The sequence below is a fragment of the Variovorax sp. P4_D9 genome, assembly GCF_056401695.1.
Map to the genome: position 1 here is coordinate 1 of NZ_JBFUIU010000020.1, position 16,589 is coordinate 16,589.

The 16,589-nt window shown below is 69.1% G+C and carries 10 protein-coding genes and 1 pseudogene; 3 read left to right on the plus strand and 8 right to left on the minus strand.

Features of this window, described 5'->3' with window-relative positions; all coding sequences use genetic code 11:
• The 5 genes and pseudogenes from AC1DY5_RS04015 to AC1DY5_RS04035 form a co-directional block, all read right to left on the minus strand.
• The coding region (locus tag AC1DY5_RS04015; RefSeq protein WP_478108789.1) for a winged helix-turn-helix domain-containing protein at positions 1 to 2,419 on the minus strand (2,419 nt) is incomplete at its 3' end.
• 157 nt (positions 2,420 to 2,576) lie between these two features.
• Entirely contained in the window at positions 2,577 to 3,230 is a 654-nt protein-coding gene (locus tag AC1DY5_RS04020; RefSeq protein ID WP_478108845.1) for a phospholipase D-like domain-containing protein, read from the minus strand.
• A gap of 33 nt (positions 3,231 to 3,263) precedes the next feature.
• Positions 3,264 to 3,541, minus strand: a pseudogene (locus tag AC1DY5_RS04025) (phospholipase D-like domain-containing protein); the annotation flags it as partial.
• 219 nt (positions 3,542 to 3,760) lie between these two features.
• Positions 3,761 to 4,225 carry a guanylate cyclase gene (locus AC1DY5_RS04030; protein WP_478108792.1) on the minus strand — a complete coding sequence of 155 codons (465 nt, stop codon included), beginning with the start codon at positions 4,223 to 4,225 and terminating at the stop codon, positions 3,761 to 3,763.
• Positions 4,226 to 4,272: 47 nt separating this feature from the next.
• A complete protein-coding gene (locus tag AC1DY5_RS04035; RefSeq protein WP_478108794.1) occupies positions 4,273 to 4,962 on the minus strand; it encodes a hypothetical protein in 690 nt (229 codons plus the stop codon).
• Between AC1DY5_RS04035 and AC1DY5_RS04040 the strand changes: the two genes are divergently transcribed.
• Both AC1DY5_RS04040 and AC1DY5_RS04045 read left to right on the plus strand, forming a co-directional pair.
• Complete coding sequence (locus AC1DY5_RS04040) at positions 4,943 to 8,284, plus strand: ATP-binding protein (protein WP_478108797.1); 3,342 nt, start codon at positions 4,943 to 4,945, stop codon at positions 8,282 to 8,284. The two genes, AC1DY5_RS04035 and AC1DY5_RS04040, sit on opposite strands and share 20 nt — an antisense overlap.
• 23 nt (positions 8,285 to 8,307) lie before the next feature.
• Positions 8,308 to 8,961, plus strand: a complete 654-nt coding sequence (locus AC1DY5_RS04045) for a peroxiredoxin family protein (RefSeq protein ID WP_478108800.1) — start codon at positions 8,308 to 8,310, stop codon at positions 8,959 to 8,961.
• A 33-nt stretch (positions 8,962 to 8,994) separates the two neighbouring features.
• On the opposite strand, the gene AC1DY5_RS04050 is transcribed toward AC1DY5_RS04045, so the two are convergent.
• Positions 8,995 to 9,699 (minus strand): Crp/Fnr family transcriptional regulator, encoded by a 705-nt coding sequence (locus AC1DY5_RS04050; RefSeq protein ID WP_478108802.1) that lies wholly within the window; start codon positions 9,697 to 9,699, stop codon positions 8,995 to 8,997.
• A gap of 123 nt (positions 9,700 to 9,822) precedes the next feature.
• Between AC1DY5_RS04050 and AC1DY5_RS04055 the strand changes: the two genes are divergently transcribed.
• The gene (locus tag AC1DY5_RS04055; RefSeq protein WP_478108805.1) at positions 9,823 to 11,040 is read left to right on the plus strand and encodes a M20 family metallopeptidase; all 1,218 of its coding nucleotides are present in this window, start codon (positions 9,823 to 9,825) and stop codon (positions 11,038 to 11,040) included.
• A 71-nt stretch (positions 11,041 to 11,111) separates the two neighbouring features.
• On the opposite strand, the gene AC1DY5_RS04060 is transcribed toward AC1DY5_RS04055, so the two are convergent.
• Both AC1DY5_RS04060 and AC1DY5_RS04065 read right to left on the minus strand, forming a co-directional pair.
• Positions 11,112 to 11,339, minus strand: a complete 228-nt coding sequence (locus tag AC1DY5_RS04060; RefSeq protein ID WP_478108807.1) for a CDGSH iron-sulfur domain-containing protein — start codon at positions 11,337 to 11,339, stop codon at positions 11,112 to 11,114.
• A gap of 146 nt (positions 11,340 to 11,485) precedes the next feature.
• Positions 11,486 to 16,321, minus strand: coding sequence for an NAD-glutamate dehydrogenase (locus AC1DY5_RS04065; RefSeq protein ID WP_478108810.1), 4,836 nt, complete (start codon positions 16,319 to 16,321; stop codon positions 11,486 to 11,488).
• Positions 16,322 to 16,589 lie beyond the last annotated feature (268 nt).

Sequence of the window (16,589 nt, forward strand, 5' to 3'; positions counted from 1 at the left end):
GGCCGGGGGCGGCCGACTCCCGCCGGGGGCCCTCCGCGGCGACCTTGCGCACCCAGTCCCCCAGGTCCGGATGGGCGTCGGCGAACACCCGCCGAAGGCCATAGGTATCCGCCAGGTCCACCGCTTCCCGCAACCGGGTCTGAGACTCCTCGCCGCACTGGTCCAGCGCGAACGCGTACAGGCCGAGGAGTTCGATGTGCAAGCGGCCCTGCTTCAGCGTCCGCGCCAGTTCGTCGGCGCGCGCCAGCGGCCCCAGCGCGCCGCGCCAGTCCTTGTCGGCGATCGCCGCATAGCCATGGGCGACTTCCCGCAGGACGCCCACGCTGCGCCGCCACAGAGGCCCTTGGGGCAATGCGTCGCTGTCAAGCAGGGCGTCGATCCGCTCGCAGAGTTCGCGGCAGCTGCGCGAACGGTATCGTCCGGCATGCATCCGCACCTGTTCGGCCAGGCTGGCGATGCGCAGGCGCGGCAGCCCGCGGGCCAGCGCGGCGGCGTCCAGGGCGCCGAGAAGCTCGAGCGCGCGGTTCTCGGCACCCTGGGCGGCAGCGATCCGCGCCATCGTCCGATAGGCGAGCAACAGGGATTCCGGCACGCCGCTGTGCTCGAGAATGTCGAGCCGATCGGCCAGCAGCGCCGTCGAATCGTCGGGACGATCGCATTCCCAGGCGGTCGCGGCGAGCAGCGCCGCCAGCATGCAGCTGAATCCGTTTCGCCGCCCCAGGTCGGCCTCCGCGCTCGCCACGGCCGGCCGCAAGAGGCTGTCGGCGAGCAGGGCCTGACCTTCCCACAGATAGCTGAGCGCGACGATGAACTCGCCCCAGCGCCGGGTGTAGCCGACGTCACGGCCGAAATCCCCGCGGGGCGCCTGTTGCTCGCGCAGGCGCGCCAGCGCCGGCTCCCCTTCGAGCAGGGCCCGGTACGCCGTGCGGTTGGCATGGACCTGCAGGAGCATCGGATCGCGCAGCGGTGCGGCCTGGGCCCACGGATCATGAAGTTCCGCGAAGCGGTCCGGGTCGTCCGCGAACACCGCCGCGCCGCCGAGGATCAAGGCGCATTCGCAGCGAAGTTCTTCGCTGACCTGGGGCTGCGCCAGGATGCGTGCCACCAGGCGCCCGGCTTCCTCGTGGCGTTCGCTGACCGCCAGCGTCCAGGCGCCGGCCAACAGCAACCGAGGCCGCCGGTCCAGTTCGTCGACGGGAAGCTGCGCCAGCCATTCCAGCACCGCCCCCTGCCGGCCGTGCCTCATGATGGATTCGTAGAGACTGCGCTCCGCCAGCCCATAGGCCTTCTGGTGCTCGCCCGCGGTCAGCGCGTGCCGCGCCGCGTATTCGAGCAATCCATGCTCGGCCAGCCATTCCGCCGCGCGTCCATGCGCCTGGGCCTGCTGTTGTGTCGTCAAGGCCAGGAATCGCTGGCGCAGGACGTCGCGCGCGAGGGTGTGCATGCGCAGCCAGTCGCCGCGTTCGGCGGCGGCGAAGACCGGCGTGTCCCGGCTCAGGCGTGCCAGCCGCTCGGTCGCGTCGTCGCAGTCCGTGACCGCGCGGCACAGGTCCGGATGCAGGTGGTCCAGGATGGCGATGCGAACCAGGAAGTCGCTGTCGCCGGGATCGAGATTGGCCAGCAGCAGCTTGACGAAATGGTCATGCAGCTCGCCGTCGGGCACGGCCATCCTGGCCACGTCGGCGCGCGCATCGATGCCGCGGGAAATGATTGTCAGTGCCAGCTGAAGGCCGAGCGGCCACCCCTCCGTCAACTGATGCAGGCGGGCGGCGGTRTCGTTGTCGACGCGTGCACCCAGGCGGCCGCGCACCAGCTCCATGGTTTCGTCGAGCCGGAATCGAAGCGCCGGCGGCCCGATCACGACGCATTGCCCGTAGGCGATCAGATCGTCGATATCCAGCCGGCAATCGGGGCGCGCCGCGACGATCACTCGCAGATTCGGCGGCGCATTGCGCAACAGGTAGCCGAGGGCTTCGCGCGACGCCGTCGGCAGGCGATCGGCCTCGTCGACGACCAGCACCACATCGAGCGCCGACTGGGCCAGCTCGGCCAGCCAGACCGTGATGCCCTCGAGACCGCCGGGACCGACGGCTTCGAGCAGCGTGTGGCCGAAAGTCGAGCGCCCGGCACCGCGCCGGACCGACAGGGCGAGGGCCTGGGCCAGACGCTGAGGGTYGTCCTGCGGCTGGGCCGAAAGCCAGGCGACCACGGCGCCATGCGACAGGTGCTCGAGCCGCCACTGCGCCAGCAAGGAAGTCTTGCCGAAGCCTGCCGGGGCTTGAACCAGGATGGCGGGGAGATCCCGAATCGCGGCCTCGGTCGACAGCAGCCGCGCACGCGATACAAGATGGCGGGGTACCCGTGGGGGCGAGACCTTGAGCAGCAGGTCGTCGTCGACGTCGACGGAACCACGGGTCACGACAAGTTTTCCTCTCGAAGCCTGCGGAGGCAGGAAGGCACGCTGCCCGGTACGAATCCGATGATTCAGCCATGCTCCAACTCACCGGGCAGCCGCGGGATTCTAGCTTCGCGACGTCGACCCGAGAGCCTCGGCCCGCAGGCACCGGCTCTGCCGGTCACCCAGCGCCGGCATCGCTGGCCTGGCGCTTCCCGCCATGCTTGCCGTGGTGGTCCTTGTGGTGGTAGCCCCAGTGCTCGCTGTCCTCGTACAGCGCGAGCTTCGACGGGTCGAGGCCCTCGCGCTTCTTCAGGTCGGCCAGCAGCGCCGCGTCGCTGAGATCGAGCGGGTGAGACAAGTCCCAGTCGTGCTGCGCCACCTTCTCGAGCCGCTTGGCGACCACGGGGTCCTCGGTATAGATGGCGAGTTCGCGCCGCGAGTCGAAGCTTCCTGGCGCGATGTTGATCGAGCCGACGATCGCCCGCTCGCTGTCCGCGAGCAGCATCTTGGCATGCAGCTTCAGGTGCTTCAGCGTGCGTATCTTGGCGCCCACGTCCTGCAGGATGCGCAGTCCGCCCGCGCCTTCGATCAGCTTGTCGGGTTTGAGCAAATGCGGAGGCTTGGCGAGGATGTGAACCTTCACGCCGCAGGTCACCCGTTCGATGATGACCTGGTCCTGGTAGCGCTCATTCTGCAGCCAGAGCGTCTTGTGGGTGGCGTCGATGAAGTCCGCCATTCGCTGGCGGCCGTTGTTGGGGCACCAGATCAGGGGCGAATCCGGCCGCGGCTTGAACTCCTTCTGGTCCCAGTCCGCATCGAAGCACCCCACCATCTCGTCCACCTCGTGTCCATGCGTGGTGACGATCGCGTAGTCGCGCGTCTGGGTCAGGTCCTTCGGCTCCCAGTTCAGCGACTCCACGAAGCCGATCTTGTCGTCGACGACCATCGACTTCTGGTGCGTCAGGGCGAAAGCCGGACTGCTGTCGCGCACGCCGACGCCCGCATCGACGAGCAGCTTGCGGGCTTCCTCGTTCTCGGATTCGCGCTGCGGCGTGCCGGGTTGAGCATCACCCGGACCTTGACGCCGCGCCGGTGGGCGGCAATCACCGCGTCGATCAGCGTCGGGTCGGTGAACAGGAACATGCGGATGCTCAGCGAATCCCTGGCGCCCTCGATGGCATCGATGATGGGCCTGGCCGTGTCATCGGGTAGGACGATCAGCGTATGCGACACGGTGGTTCTGCTCCGTCGATCTTGCTTTGGGGCGCCGCTCAGTTTGAATCGCGCCACCGCGGCACGACTTGACGCAAATCAAGAAGGAGCCTGACCCGCCTTCACCGCGGCGGCTTCAGTCCGTCTTGCTCAGGCGCTGGCCCTGGGCAGGTAGGCGGGGAGAATCCGCGCCGCACGCTGGAGCAGTTCGAACTCCTCGTCGGCCAGCCCATGCGCGACGACATCGAAATGGCACAGCGTGCCGATCAGGCCGCCGGAAGCGTCGGTCAGTGGYACGCCGTGGTAGCTGACCATCACGCCCTGGTACGGATGTCCGTCGAGCCGGGAGTCGGTGCCCGAATCGTCAGTCCGGAACGCGCCGTCGCGCAGGACGAACTGGCAGAAGCTGACTTCGAAAGGCACGACCGCGAGGAACTCCGGCCGCGCCTCGTGCTTCTTGTCGTGCAGGAAGATGTTGTGAAGCATGCCGCCTTCGACAAGGTAGACGGCCGAGTAGCGATGCGGCACCGCCACGTTTAGGTAGGCCAGGGCAGCTTCCGGGCCCTGGCTTCCCAGCATGTCCGCAAAGGTCTCGATGTCGCGATGAGAGGTCATGTGCGGACTTTATAGACTCATGGGCATCGGCGACATGGACGCCTGCTTCAGGACGGCGCCGGTCCCAGCAGCAGGAAGGCGATGCCGAAGGCCAGCAGGAACGCGATCGAGGCCAGCTTGATCGCGATGCCGAAGGCCCGCAGCCGCCCCATGCCGAGGCGGGTGCGAAACCATTCCGTCTCGACGCCGAGGTACCAGACGACCGCGCTGCCGGTCATCGCGGTGGCCACGGCCGGGAAGCCGAGCCGGGCGAACACCGACGCCACCGACAGCGCCACCACGAAGGGCGAGGCAATGAAGCACTGCAGGAAGAACGGCCGCCGCAGCGTCTTGCGATCGATCTCGCGCTTCTGCCGTCGAAGCAGTCCGGTGGCCATCATGAGCGGAAAGAGACTGAAGGTGACGGCGCGAAAGATCAATAGGTTGGTGTCGGAGGACAGCACCTCCTTGGCCATCTCCGAGGTGAAGGACGCGAGGTTGGCGTGCAGGCCGATCTCGAGGGCATGGGCCAGCAGTATCGACAACATCAGGAACAGCGGCGGACTGACCAGGTCGATGAACTGGTCCTCTTCCTTCTCGCTCATCTCGGCCTCCGCCTGCGCCGCCAGCCTGAGCGGATGCCGCAGCACGCGCCACAGCGTGCGGGGATAGAACAGCAGCCACGTCATCACTTCATAAAGAAGTTCTTCGAGCGAGCGAATGAACTTGAGGAATTCCATGGCGGTTGACGGGATCATCGCGGATTTTCCCGATCGCGCCGAGTGCCCGGGGGCGCCCCGGGTGGCGCGCGCGCCCGAACTGGCGCAGCATCCAGGCTCGGGACTCGCCATGACCATGACTTGTGCAGGCTGCGGCGCCGAAGTGCTGCCCTCCTCTTCCTTCTGCCAGCGCTGCGGCCGCCGGCTGGAAGGCCCTCGCCCGGACGAGCCCGTCCCCGTCCCCGTCCCCGTCCCCGTCCCCGTCCCCGTCCCCGTCTCCGTCGCTGTCGCTGTCGCCGAGCCCGCGGCCGACCGGCGGCAAGTCACGGTGCTGTTCGCCGACCTGACCGGCTTCACGGCGCTGGCCGAGGAGCTCGACCCCGAGACCGTGCGCGCCTTCCAGAACGCCCTGTTCGAGTCGATGGCGCAGGCCATCGCACGCTGCGACGGATTCGTGGAGAAGTTCGTCGGCGATGCCGTGATGGCGGTGTTCGGTGCTCCGCGCGCGCACGAGGACGATCCCGTGCGGGCGCTGGAGGCGGCCCAGGACATGATGCAGCGCGTCGACCGCCTGAGCCTGCAATGGGCGGCCCGGCTCGGCCGTCCGGTGACGCTGCACATCGGCGTCCACAGCGGCCCGGTGGTCGCCGGCAGCCTGGGCAGTGGTTCCGGCGGGGCCTATGCGGTCACCGGCGACACGGTCAACACGGCCTCGCGGCTGCTCACGGCCGCCCAGCCGGGCACGGTGCTGGTGTCGGAGGCCACCTGGTCGATGGTGCGGCACCGCTTCGAATTCGAGCCGGCCAACGAACTGGCGCTGCGCGGCAAGGCGCAGCCGATGCGGGCGCATGCGCTGCGCGGCGCGCGCACCGACGCGGTCTCCGCGCGCGGCCTCGCCGAACTCGGGTTGACGGCGCCGCTGGTCGGTCGTGACGAGGCGATCGACCGCCTGCTTGCCGCATTCGACCGCATGCAGGCGGGTCGGGCCCAACTGGTCAGCGTGATCGGCGAGGCCGGCACCGGCAAGTCGCGCCTGCTGGCCGAACTGTTCGCGCGCATGAAAGGCGATGGCCGGCTGGCCGCCACCGGGGTGCGCCGCACCACCTGCTCCTCGCACGGCGAGCCGACCTACGGCACCTTCGGCGCCCTGTTCCGCGAGGTCTACCAGGTCGACGCCGACGACTCGCTGGAAGTCGCGCGGCGCAAGCTCCACCAGGGCCTCCAGGCCCTCGGTGCTGGCGCCGACGAGGTCGACGCGGTCGCACGGGTGGTGAACCACCTGCTCGGCATCGAGGAAGCCCGGCCGCGCGACATCGAGCCCGAACAGTTGCAGCGCCAGATCACCCTGGCGGCCCGTGCACTGCTCGAGCGCCGGCTGGTGCGCCAGCCGGTATTGATCGTGATCGACGACATGCAATGGGCCGATGCGGCTTCGGTCGACCTGCTGCGCGAGGTGATCGATCAGCTGGCCGACCGGCCCCTGATGCTGCTGGCCGCGCAACGCCCCGACGCCCGGGCGCTGCAGCCCGCGCGGGCCGAGCATTCGATCGTCGAGCTGGGGCCGCTGAGCGAGCAGGATGCCGGTGTGCTGGTGAGCCACCTGCTGGGCGCCGCGGCCGACGACGGCCTGGCCCCGGTGCGCGAGCTGGTGGCGGCACGCGCCGGCGGCAATCCCCTGTTCGTCGAGGAGATCGTCCGCAGCCTGGCCGGTGGCGGCCTGCTGGTGCGCCGGGGCGAGCGCTGGATCTGCGAGGGCACGCGCGAAGCGGTGGACGTGCCGCCGACCCTCTACGGCCTGCTGCTGTCGCGCATCGACCGACTGGACGCCGAAGACCGCCGGATGCTGCAGGAGGCGGCCGTGCTGGGCGCCGACTTCGATGCCGCTCTGCTGCAGCGCATCGCCAGCGACCCGCCGTCGACCGAGGCGGCACTGGGACGGCTCGCGGCGGCCGACCTGATCCGGGTCCAGCCGGCGAGCGTGCCCCGCTGGCGCTTCACCCACGCCCTGCTGCACGAAGTCGCCTACCAGAACCTGCTGCTGGCCCGACGCACCGAGCTGCATCGGCGCGCCGGCCGCGCCCTCGAAGAATCGCTCGCGGTGGAGCGCGACGCGCCGACCGATGGCGAGGCCCGCGGCCCGCTTCGCCTGGCCGAGCTCGAAGCACTCGGCCACCACTGGAGCCTGTCGCCCGACAAGGCGCGCGGCGCCCGCTACCTGCTGGCCGCCGGCGACCGGGCACGGGCCGTCTACGCCAACGACGACGCGATCCGCCACTACGAGCGCGCACTGCAGACGCTGGCCGACGAGCCTGCGGAGACGCCAGCCGCCGCATCCGGCGTCGAGTCCCTGGTGCTCGACGCCCGCGAGCGGCTCGCCGACCTGTACGGGCTGCAGGGGCGCCGCGCCGAAGCACTGGCGCAATACGAACTCGTGCAGCGCGCCGCCGAACAGCGGCGCGAGCCGGTGCGGGCCGCACGTGCCCTGCGCAAGACCGGCGGCCTGCATTGGGAGGCCGGCGAGCGCGAACGCGCCGGCGCCTGCTTCAGCGCCGGCCTGGCGCAGTTGGGCGAGCACGGCGACCCGATCGAGCGCGCCCACCTGTTCCAGGAGATGGGCCGGCTCGCCTTTCGAGCCGGCGACAGCACCGCCGCCCTGGCGCTGGCGGAGCGCGCACTGGCCGAGCTGCCGGCCGACACGCCGGAACGGGGCCGCGAAGCCACCGTCGTGCGTGCCGAAGCCTGCAACACGCTTGGCGTCGCGCTGGCGCGCCTGGGCCGTCCCGCCGAGGCCGTGGCGCAGATCGAAAGCAGCGTCGCCCACGCCGAGGCGCACCAGATGCTACAGGCGGCGTGCCGCGGCTACACCAACCTCGGGGTGCTGTATGCGACGCTCGATCCGCAGCGCAGCATCGAGACTTGCCTGCGGGGTCTCGAGACCGCGCGAAAGGTCGGCGACCTCGGCTTCCAGTCGCGCCTCTATGCCAATCTCGCGGTGGCTTACTGCGCCCTGACCAACCGCTGCGAAGAAGAAGGCATCGAGGCCGCGCGCGCTGCCGCCAGCCTCGACCGTCGGCTCGGTCTGCTCGATCACCTAGCCGTACCGCTGATCGTGCTGGGCCAGATCTACCAGTGCCACGGCGACCACGCGCGGGCTTTCGCCTCCTACAACGAGGCGTTGCAATTGGCCGAGCAAATCGACGAGCCCCAGCTGCTCTTTCCCTGCTACGATGGATTGGCGACGTTGCACCTCGACGCCGGGCGCATGGCGCAGGCCGAGGCCTACCTGGCCAAGGCACAGACTGTCTGCGAGCGCGCCGGACTCGAGCCCGACGCCCTGATGGTGCTACCGTTCCTCTGCTGAACCTGCCGGAAGGAGTCTCTGACATGACCTCCGCGATGATTCCCCCCGTGGCACCCGGCGAGGCCGCCCCCGACTTCGCGCTCCCGACGGTGGCCGGCCCGGGCACGGTGTCACTGGCCGACTACCGAGGCCGCACCCCCCTGCTGCTCTCGCTGATGGTCGGCCTCTGGTGCCCGTTCTGCCGCCGCCAGCTGGTACAACTCGGCAAGTTCGAGGTCAAGCTGAAGTCACTCGGCATCGAGAGCCTGGTGGTGGTGGCCACCGATCCCGAAAACGCCCGGCTCTACTTCAAGTTCAGGCCGACCCCGCTGCGGCTGGCCTCCGACCCCGCCCTGTCGACGCACCGCGCCTACCGGGTACCCAAACCCGAGCCGACGTCCGCCCTGATGCAGGCACTGCAGGAAACCCGCGTCAACCCCACCGGCGAGTTGCCAGAACCGCTGCCGATCCCGGAGGCCGCCAAGGCCATCGAAAAACTCGACGGCTATGTCTGCACGCCCACCGACCTGGGCGACGTCGACCGGCAATGGCCGCAGCTGAAGGCCCTGTTCATGATCGACCGCGACGGCATCGTGCGCTGGCACGACATCGAATGCGCCCGCGAGGGGCTGGCCGGCATCGGCAAGCTGCCCTCCGAGGACATGATTCTCGACGCGGCGCGCGCCTGCGTCGCTTGAGAGGCCGGCCCGGCGCCGGTCTGAACGTGCCCTTTAACCGCTGAGCGGCGCCGGCCGGCTCGACGCCATCAGCGATTCGAGCCGCTGGCGGTCAGCGATCAGGCGCGAAGTCACCAGGTTGACGACCTGGAAGCCGAAGGCCGGATTCTGGAAGTAGAGCTGCTTGAAGGTGCTCTCATCGATGCGCAGCACGGTGCAATCGGTCGCGCAGCGCGCCGTCAGCGTACGACGCTTGTCGGGGGCGAAGAAGGCGATCTCACCGAACAGGCGGCCGGCCTCCATCATCTCGCCGATCTCGACGAACTCGATCCGCCCGGAGGCCAGGAAGTACAGATGGCGGGCCGTGTCGCCCTTGTGGAAAAGCACGCGGCCGGCCTTCATCCTCCGGCTTCGCATATAGGGCCTGAGCCAGACGCCGGACAGGTCGTTCTGGGCCGCCGCGGCCGTCACGCGGCGCGTGAGCCGGACCATTTCCGCGGTGCGCCAGACGTTGATCGGCAGCAGCGCCCCGTGCAGCAGCATCATGATCAATGACGGATGGAGGGCCCCGTAGACCAGGAAGCCGAGGTTGCCGCCCACCGCCAGGCAGCGCAGCGGGATCATGGTCTTGACGAACGAGCTGACCACCACCAGCGCCCCCGCCACAGCCGCCGAGCAGACGGCGACGACGCCGGCCGGGGTCGAGATCGACGACGCCAGACTCGCGATCGCGGTGTCCCACAGTGCCAGCGTTGCCATGCATGCTCCTTGTCTCGGCCCATCGCCTCGCGCCCGATTGTGCGACGTCCCCGCCGATTCTCAACGCGGCATTTCCCCCGGCCATCCAGCCGCCCCGGGGACTCACCGTGGTACCTTGCCGCCATGCGATCCGAGCTCACACCCTCGCCGCGCGTGCCAGGCCCCAACGTTCCCTTCGACTCGATCGTGGCGCTGCTGCAGTCGCTGGTGCGCACGCCGAGCCGCGCCGGCATCGATGCCCCGGCACCGGTGATGCGCTGCATGGAAGATTGGCTCGCCGCCCGCGGCCTGGCCTTCCGCCGGCTGTGCGGTGCCGGCAGCGAGGCGCTCGGCCTCTATGCGGAGGTGGTCGGCGCCCAGCCGGGCGGCCCATGGACCGTGCTCGACGCCACGCTCGACACCGCGGGCTTCGGCGGCGCCACGACCTGGAAAGGCTCGCCGACCGAACCGAGGATCGAGGACGGCTGGCTCCACGGGCGCGGCAGCGCCGACTCCAAGGGCGGCGCGGCCCTGTTCGCCCACCTGCTGCAGGACTTCGCCCAGGCGCGGGACCGCTTCGCCGGCCGGCTCGGCGTGCTGTTCGACCTCGACGAGCATTCCGGGCGCTTCGGCGGCGCGCGGGCCTTCTTCAATCACCCGCCGGTCGGCGGGCCCGGGCCGAAGCCCGACGGCGTCATCATCGGCTACCCGGGCATGGAGCGGATCGTCACCGGCGGGCGCGGGTTCCTGCGCGCGCGCCTCACGGTGCACGGCGTCGCCGCCCATTCCGGCGCCACGCGCCGGCGCGGCCTCAACGCGATCACGCGTGCCACGGCGCTAGCGCAGGCACTGGAGGGCGCGCCGCTGCCCCGGGCCGACCCGGCCTTCGGCCTCGGGCCCCAGTTGACGCTGACCGGCATCCAGGCCGGGGACGGCGGCTACAGCCAGGTGCCCGACCGCTGCGAACTGCGGGTGGACCTGCGGCTCACGCCCGGCTTCGCCGACGCCCAGGCGCGCCAGCTGGTGCAGCGCACGGTCGATCGGCAGGACGCGGCCGGCGCGACGGCGACCGAGATCGAATGGGCCGCCGGCTGGCCGGCCTACCGCGTGCCCGACACGAACCCGATGGTCGCGGCCTTGCGGGAGGCGGGCCGCGCCGAGCTGGGCGCCGAACTGCCGACCACGGTGGCCGGGCCGTCGAACATTGGCAACTACCTCCATGGCTTGGGCGTGCCGGCGCTGTGCGGCTTCGGCTTGCGCGGCGAGAACATCCACGCGGCCAACGAGCGCATCGCGCTCGACAGCATCGAGCCGGTCTACCGGATCTACCGCGACGCGCTGTATCGATTGCAGCGCGGCTAGACATCATGGTCGCCTAGGGGCAGCGAAGGGCTGGTCTCCCTTGGGCGGTTTGATGACAAAGGCTATCGCGCCTATTCGCTCGGCGTGCGGATGTTGGGGAACGTGTCCGCGAATTCGTTTCGACCCACGTCGGCGTCGTACCAGCACAGCCTCCCCTCCGGCTCGTCGCGCGTCTGCTTGTGCGTGCCGTCGCAGAAAGGCTGGGTCGCCGACAGGCCACAGCCGCAGATGTACTTCGTCTCGTCGCCAACAGTCACCGGATAGGGCTTGCTGCGCGTACGCATTACCAGTCTCGCCATGATGGGCCTCCGCCAGGTTCGAAGCAGCCGTGCGGTCACTTCGAGTGACCGGGCAAATTGGGATGCTGCCACCACAGGGGCACTGCCGCGCCGCGTTGCGCGAACGACCCTGACCACGACGTCATCGACTTGACTAGCCCGACTGGTTAGCCCAAGGCCCGCAACTCCCGCAGCGCGACCGACAGCATCGCGGCGTCGGGCACTGCCACGGCACGCAGTTCCCCCATCAGTTGCGCGGCACGCTCGAGCGCCCGGCCATTGGCGGCCTGCCACGTCTCGACCAGCGCGGCCGGCGCTTCGGTCTGACCGCCCCCCGCAAGCACCGCGCCGGTGATCGCGCGCTGCAGGCCCGACAGGTCGTCGAGCATCGCGCCCTTGGCGAGCATTTGCCAATGCTGGTCGCCCGGCAATGCCGCGATCCGGTCGCGCAGCCACGGCATGCCGAGCCGGTTGGCGAGGTCGAAGTAGATCGCCGCAACCACGGCGACCGGCCACCTGGCAGTGCCCGCGATTTCCGCGATGTCGAGCGTGGCGTACAAGGAATCGAAGGTCACGACACGCTCGGCCAGTTCGCGCGGCACGCCGCCGGCCACGTAGTGAGCTCCCGCCGCATCGACGCGTGCGCGCTCATCGGCGTCCAGCAGTTCGGTCAGCCGCGCCGACAGCGCGTCGACGTTCGGCGTGAAGTGCTCGATGGTCGCCGCCATGTCCTCCTTCAGGCGCCGTGAGCGCAGGAACCACTTGGTGCCGCGTTCCAGCTGCCGGCTGGTGTCGATGAGCAGGTTCGACTGCACCGCATCGTCGACGCGGTTGTCGAGCGCCTCGATGGCCAGCCACAGCGGCACCATGCCGAAGATCTCGCGGCTCATCAGGTAGGCGCGCACGATCTCGAACGCGCGGGCGCCGGTGGTCTCGACCAGGCGGTGCACGAAGGTGCTGCCGACGCGGTTGATCATGCTGTTGGTCACGTGGGTGGCGATGATCTCGCGCCGCAGCGGATGCTTGGGCATGTAGGCCGCGAACCTGTCTTTGAGCAGCGACGGAAAATAGCGCTCGAGCGCGGTCGCGACCCAGGGGTCGTCCGGCAGCGGCGAGGCCAGCAGTTCGTCGTAGAGCCAGATCTTGCTGTAGGCGAGCACGACGGCGCGCTCGGGGCTGGTCAGTCCCTGGCCCTTGGCGCGCCGCTCGGCCAGCTCTTCGTCGGACGGCAGGTACTCGATCGCGCGGTTCAGGCGCCCGGCTTTCTCGAGGTACTGCATGAAGCGGGTCTGCGCATCGAGCAACTGCGGCGCGATGCGCCCGGTGACCGACAGCACTTGCGTCTGGAAGACGTTGTCGCGCAGCACCAGCGCGGCCACGTCGTCGGTCATCTCCGGCAACAGCGCGTTGCGCTGCTTCTCGGTGAGCTCGCCTTCTGCGATGGGCAGGCCGACCAGGATCTTGATGTTGACCTCGTGATCGGAGGTGTCCACCCCGGCCGAATTGTCGATCGCGTCGGTGTTGATGCGCCCGCCCGCCAGCGCGAACTCGATTCGGCCCAGTTGCGTGCAGCCGAGGTTGCCGCCTTCGGCGAAGACCTTGCAGCGCAGCTCCCTGCCGTTCACGCGCAAGGCGTCGTTGGCGCGGTCGCCCACCTGCGCGTGGCTCTCGCTCGCCGCCTTCACGTAGGTGCCGATGCCGCCGTTGTAGATCAGGTCGACCGGGGCCTTGAGGATGGCGTTGACCAGATCGGTCGGTGCGAGCGCATCGGCATCGAGGCCCAGCACCTGCTTCACCTGGGGTGTGAGCGGGATCGACTTGGCGCTGCGCGCATGGATCCCGCCGCCCTCGGAGATCAGCGTCGCGTCGTAGTCCGCCCACGACGACCGCGGCAGCTTGAACAGACGCTCGCGCTCGGCGAAGCTCCTGGATACATCGGGGCTCGGATCGAGAAAGATGTGACGATGGTCGAAAGCCGCCACGAGCCGGATGTGCCTCGACAGCAGCATGCCGTTGCCGAACACGTCGCCTGACATGTCGCCGATGCCGGCGACCGTGAAGTCGGTCGTCTGGGTGTCGATGCCCATCTCGCGGAAATGTCGCTTCACCGATTCCCAGGCGCCGCGCGCCGTGATCCCCATGACCTTGTGGTCATAGCCCACCGAGCCGCCGGAGGCGAACGCGTCGCCGAGCCAGAAGCCGTATTCCTTGCTGATGCCGTTGGCATAGTCGCTGAACGTGGCCGTTCCCTTGTCGGCCGCAACCACCAGGTACGGGTCGTCGCCGTCATGGCGCTTGACCTGGGGCGGCGGCACGAGCGCCTCGCCGACCCTGTTGTCCGTGATGTCGAGCAGGCCGCGCAGGTAGTCCTGGTAGCAGGCCACGCCTTCGCGCAGGTAGGCATCGCGATCGCTCGGCGGGGGTGCGAGCTTGAGCACGAAGCCGCCCTTCGAGCCCACCGGCACGATCACGGTGTTCTTGACCATTTGCGCCTTCACGAGGCCCAGCACCTCGGTGCGAAAGTCTTCCAGCCGGTCGGACCAGCGCAGCCCGCCGCGCGCCACTCGGCCGCCGCGCAGATGCACGCCTTCGAAGCGTGTCGAGTAGACGAAGATCTCGAACATCGGCTTCGGCGCCGGCAGGTCGGGCACCTTCGCCGAATCGAACTTGAAAGACAGGAAGCTGCGCCGCTTGTCCGCCGCATCCCGGCGCCAGAAGTTTGTCCGCGTGGTGGCCAGGATCAGCGCAAGGAATTGCCGCAGCACCCGGTCTTCCGACAGGTTGTCCACGTCCTCGAGCGCGGTCTCGATCTCGCGCACCTTCTCGCCGGCAGCACCTTCCGTGCCGGCCGGCTGCGCGGGATCGAAGCGCAGCCTGAACAGTTCGACCAGCGCGCGTGCGATTCGCCCGTTCGCCGCGAGCGAGCCCTCGATGAACGACAGCGACAGCGCGAATCCGATCTGCCGCATGTACTTCGCGTAGGCGCGCAACACGACGATCTCGTGCGCCGGCAGACCCGCTACGAGCACCAGGCGATTGAAGTCGTCGTTCTCGACCGCGCCGGAAGAAACGGCAGCGAAGGCTTCCTCGAACACCGGCCGCAGCGCGTCGACCTCGATGTCGGCATCGGCGGCGCCGAGCACGCTCTGCAACCCGAAGTCATGGACCCAGATCGGCGCCGCGCCCTGCAGTGCCAGCCGGTGCGGGTGCTCGTCGAGCACCTTCATCCCCAAGTGCTCGAGCATCGGCAGGCTGGCCGACAGGACGAGCGGCCCGCCGCGCTTCAGCACCTTGAAACGCAAGGTGCCGGGCGGTGCCTCGAGCGGCCGGTAAAGGTTCATGCCGAGCGGCTGCGCGTCGGTCAAGCGCTCCATCAGTTCGATGTCGTGCACCGCGGCCCGCGCCGGGAATTCGTCGCGGTAGCCGGCCGGGAATGCGCCACCGAACCGGCGCAGCAATTCGCTGCCGCGCGCTTCGCCGGTCGCCTCGGTCAGCGCCGACTTCAAGTCGTCGTCCCAGCGCCGGGCCGCGGCGGCCAGGCGCTGCTCGAGTTCGCGCACATCGAAGGGCGGGATGCTGCCGGGCTTGGTGCGGACGACGAGCTGGATGCGTGCCAGCACCGACTCCGAGAGTTGAACGTTGAACTCGGAACTGGTGCCGTTGAAGGCTTCCATGAGGATCAATTGCCACTTTTGGCGCAGCTCGGTCGTGTAGTTCTCGCGCGGCGCGTAGATCATGCAGGCGAGGAAACGCTCGAACAGGTCGCGCCGCACGAACAGGCGAAAGCGCTGGCGCTCGCCCAGGTGGAGGATGCCCATGGCCGTGCGCAGCAGGTCATCGGCGTGGGTCTGGAACAGCTCGTCGCGCGGGTAGGTCTCGAGGATATTGACGAGCGCCTTGCCCGAGTGGCTGCCGCTCGCCAAACTGGCGCGCCCGACCACGTCGGCCACCTTTCGCCGCAGCAGCGGAATCTCGCTCGGGTTGGCGCTGTAGGCCGTGGAGGTGAAGAGGCCGAGGAAACGGTCCTCGCCGCAGACCCGGCCATCGGCATCAAAGCGCTTGACGCCGACGTAGTCCAGGTAGCCGGGCCGGTGCACGGTGGAGCGAGAGGTCGACTTGGTGACCACCAGCAGTTCCGGCCGCCGGGCGTGTGCGCGCACCTCCGGCGGCAGCGCGGCGAAGGCGGCAGTCGCGTCCTTGGCCGTCTCACGCAGGATACCCAGGCTCGAATCCGGCACGAGCCGGAGCGCGTCTTCGCCCTCAACCGTTTCCAGTTCGTGGCTGCGGTGACCCAGGAAAGTGAAGTGATCGTCGGCCAGCCAACGCAGGAAGGCCAGTCCCTCGGCGAGTTCCTGTGGGGGGATCGGCGGCGGCCGTTCGTCGAGACCCTGCGCGATGGCCAGCACGAGCTGCCGCATCTTCTTCCAGTCGGTCACCGCCAGCCGCACATCGCCGAGCACGCGCGTCAGGTCGGCAGCCAGTGCCGCGAGGCGGCTCGCGTCGGCCACGCGGTCGACCTCGACGTGGATGAAAGACTCGCGGCAGGCGTCGGGCGGCGGAGGATCGTCCGCCAGGCCCTGAAGGATGCCTTCGCCATCACGCTTCACGGCCACCAGCGGATGGATGATCAGGTGCAGGGTGAGTCCATGGCGGTTGACCTCCATCGTCACCGAGTCGACGAGGAAAGGCATGTCGTCGTTGACGATCTCGATCAGGGTGTGGGTCGACTGCCAGCCGTGCTCCGCGATCGTCGGGTTGAACACGCGCAGCCGCGCGCGCCCCGGTTCGCGCTTGCGCGCGAAGTTCCAATGCGACAGGGCGGCGCCATAGAGATCTGCCACCTGGCGTTCGTCAAGGTCTTCACGGTCGACCTGGCCGAAGTACTGCCGGACGAAGTCAGCGAGCAACTCCGCAGGATCGCCCGCGACCTTGGTGCGGACAAGTTGAATCACCTCGTCCAGGCGTTCGACCCTGCGCCCGGTCTCGGTTGCATCGATCTCCATGCTTGTCTCCTTGCCGACCTTCGATCGGGTTGGTTTCAAATCACTGTGGACGCGCTGGTTCAAAAAGGCAAGCGCATTCTGGTCTGCCTGGTGCCGCTCGGCCTGCCCGCCGAGCGGGGGCCGGCGGTATCCTCGGGGCTTGCGGGATCTCGATCAAGACCTCAGCCCGGGCACCAGCACTCGGCCTCTCGCCGGACCGCAACCGTATTGGAGCCACGAATGACCTTGCATTCCAAGTCCGATCAGGTGCTCGCGCGCGCGGCTCGTC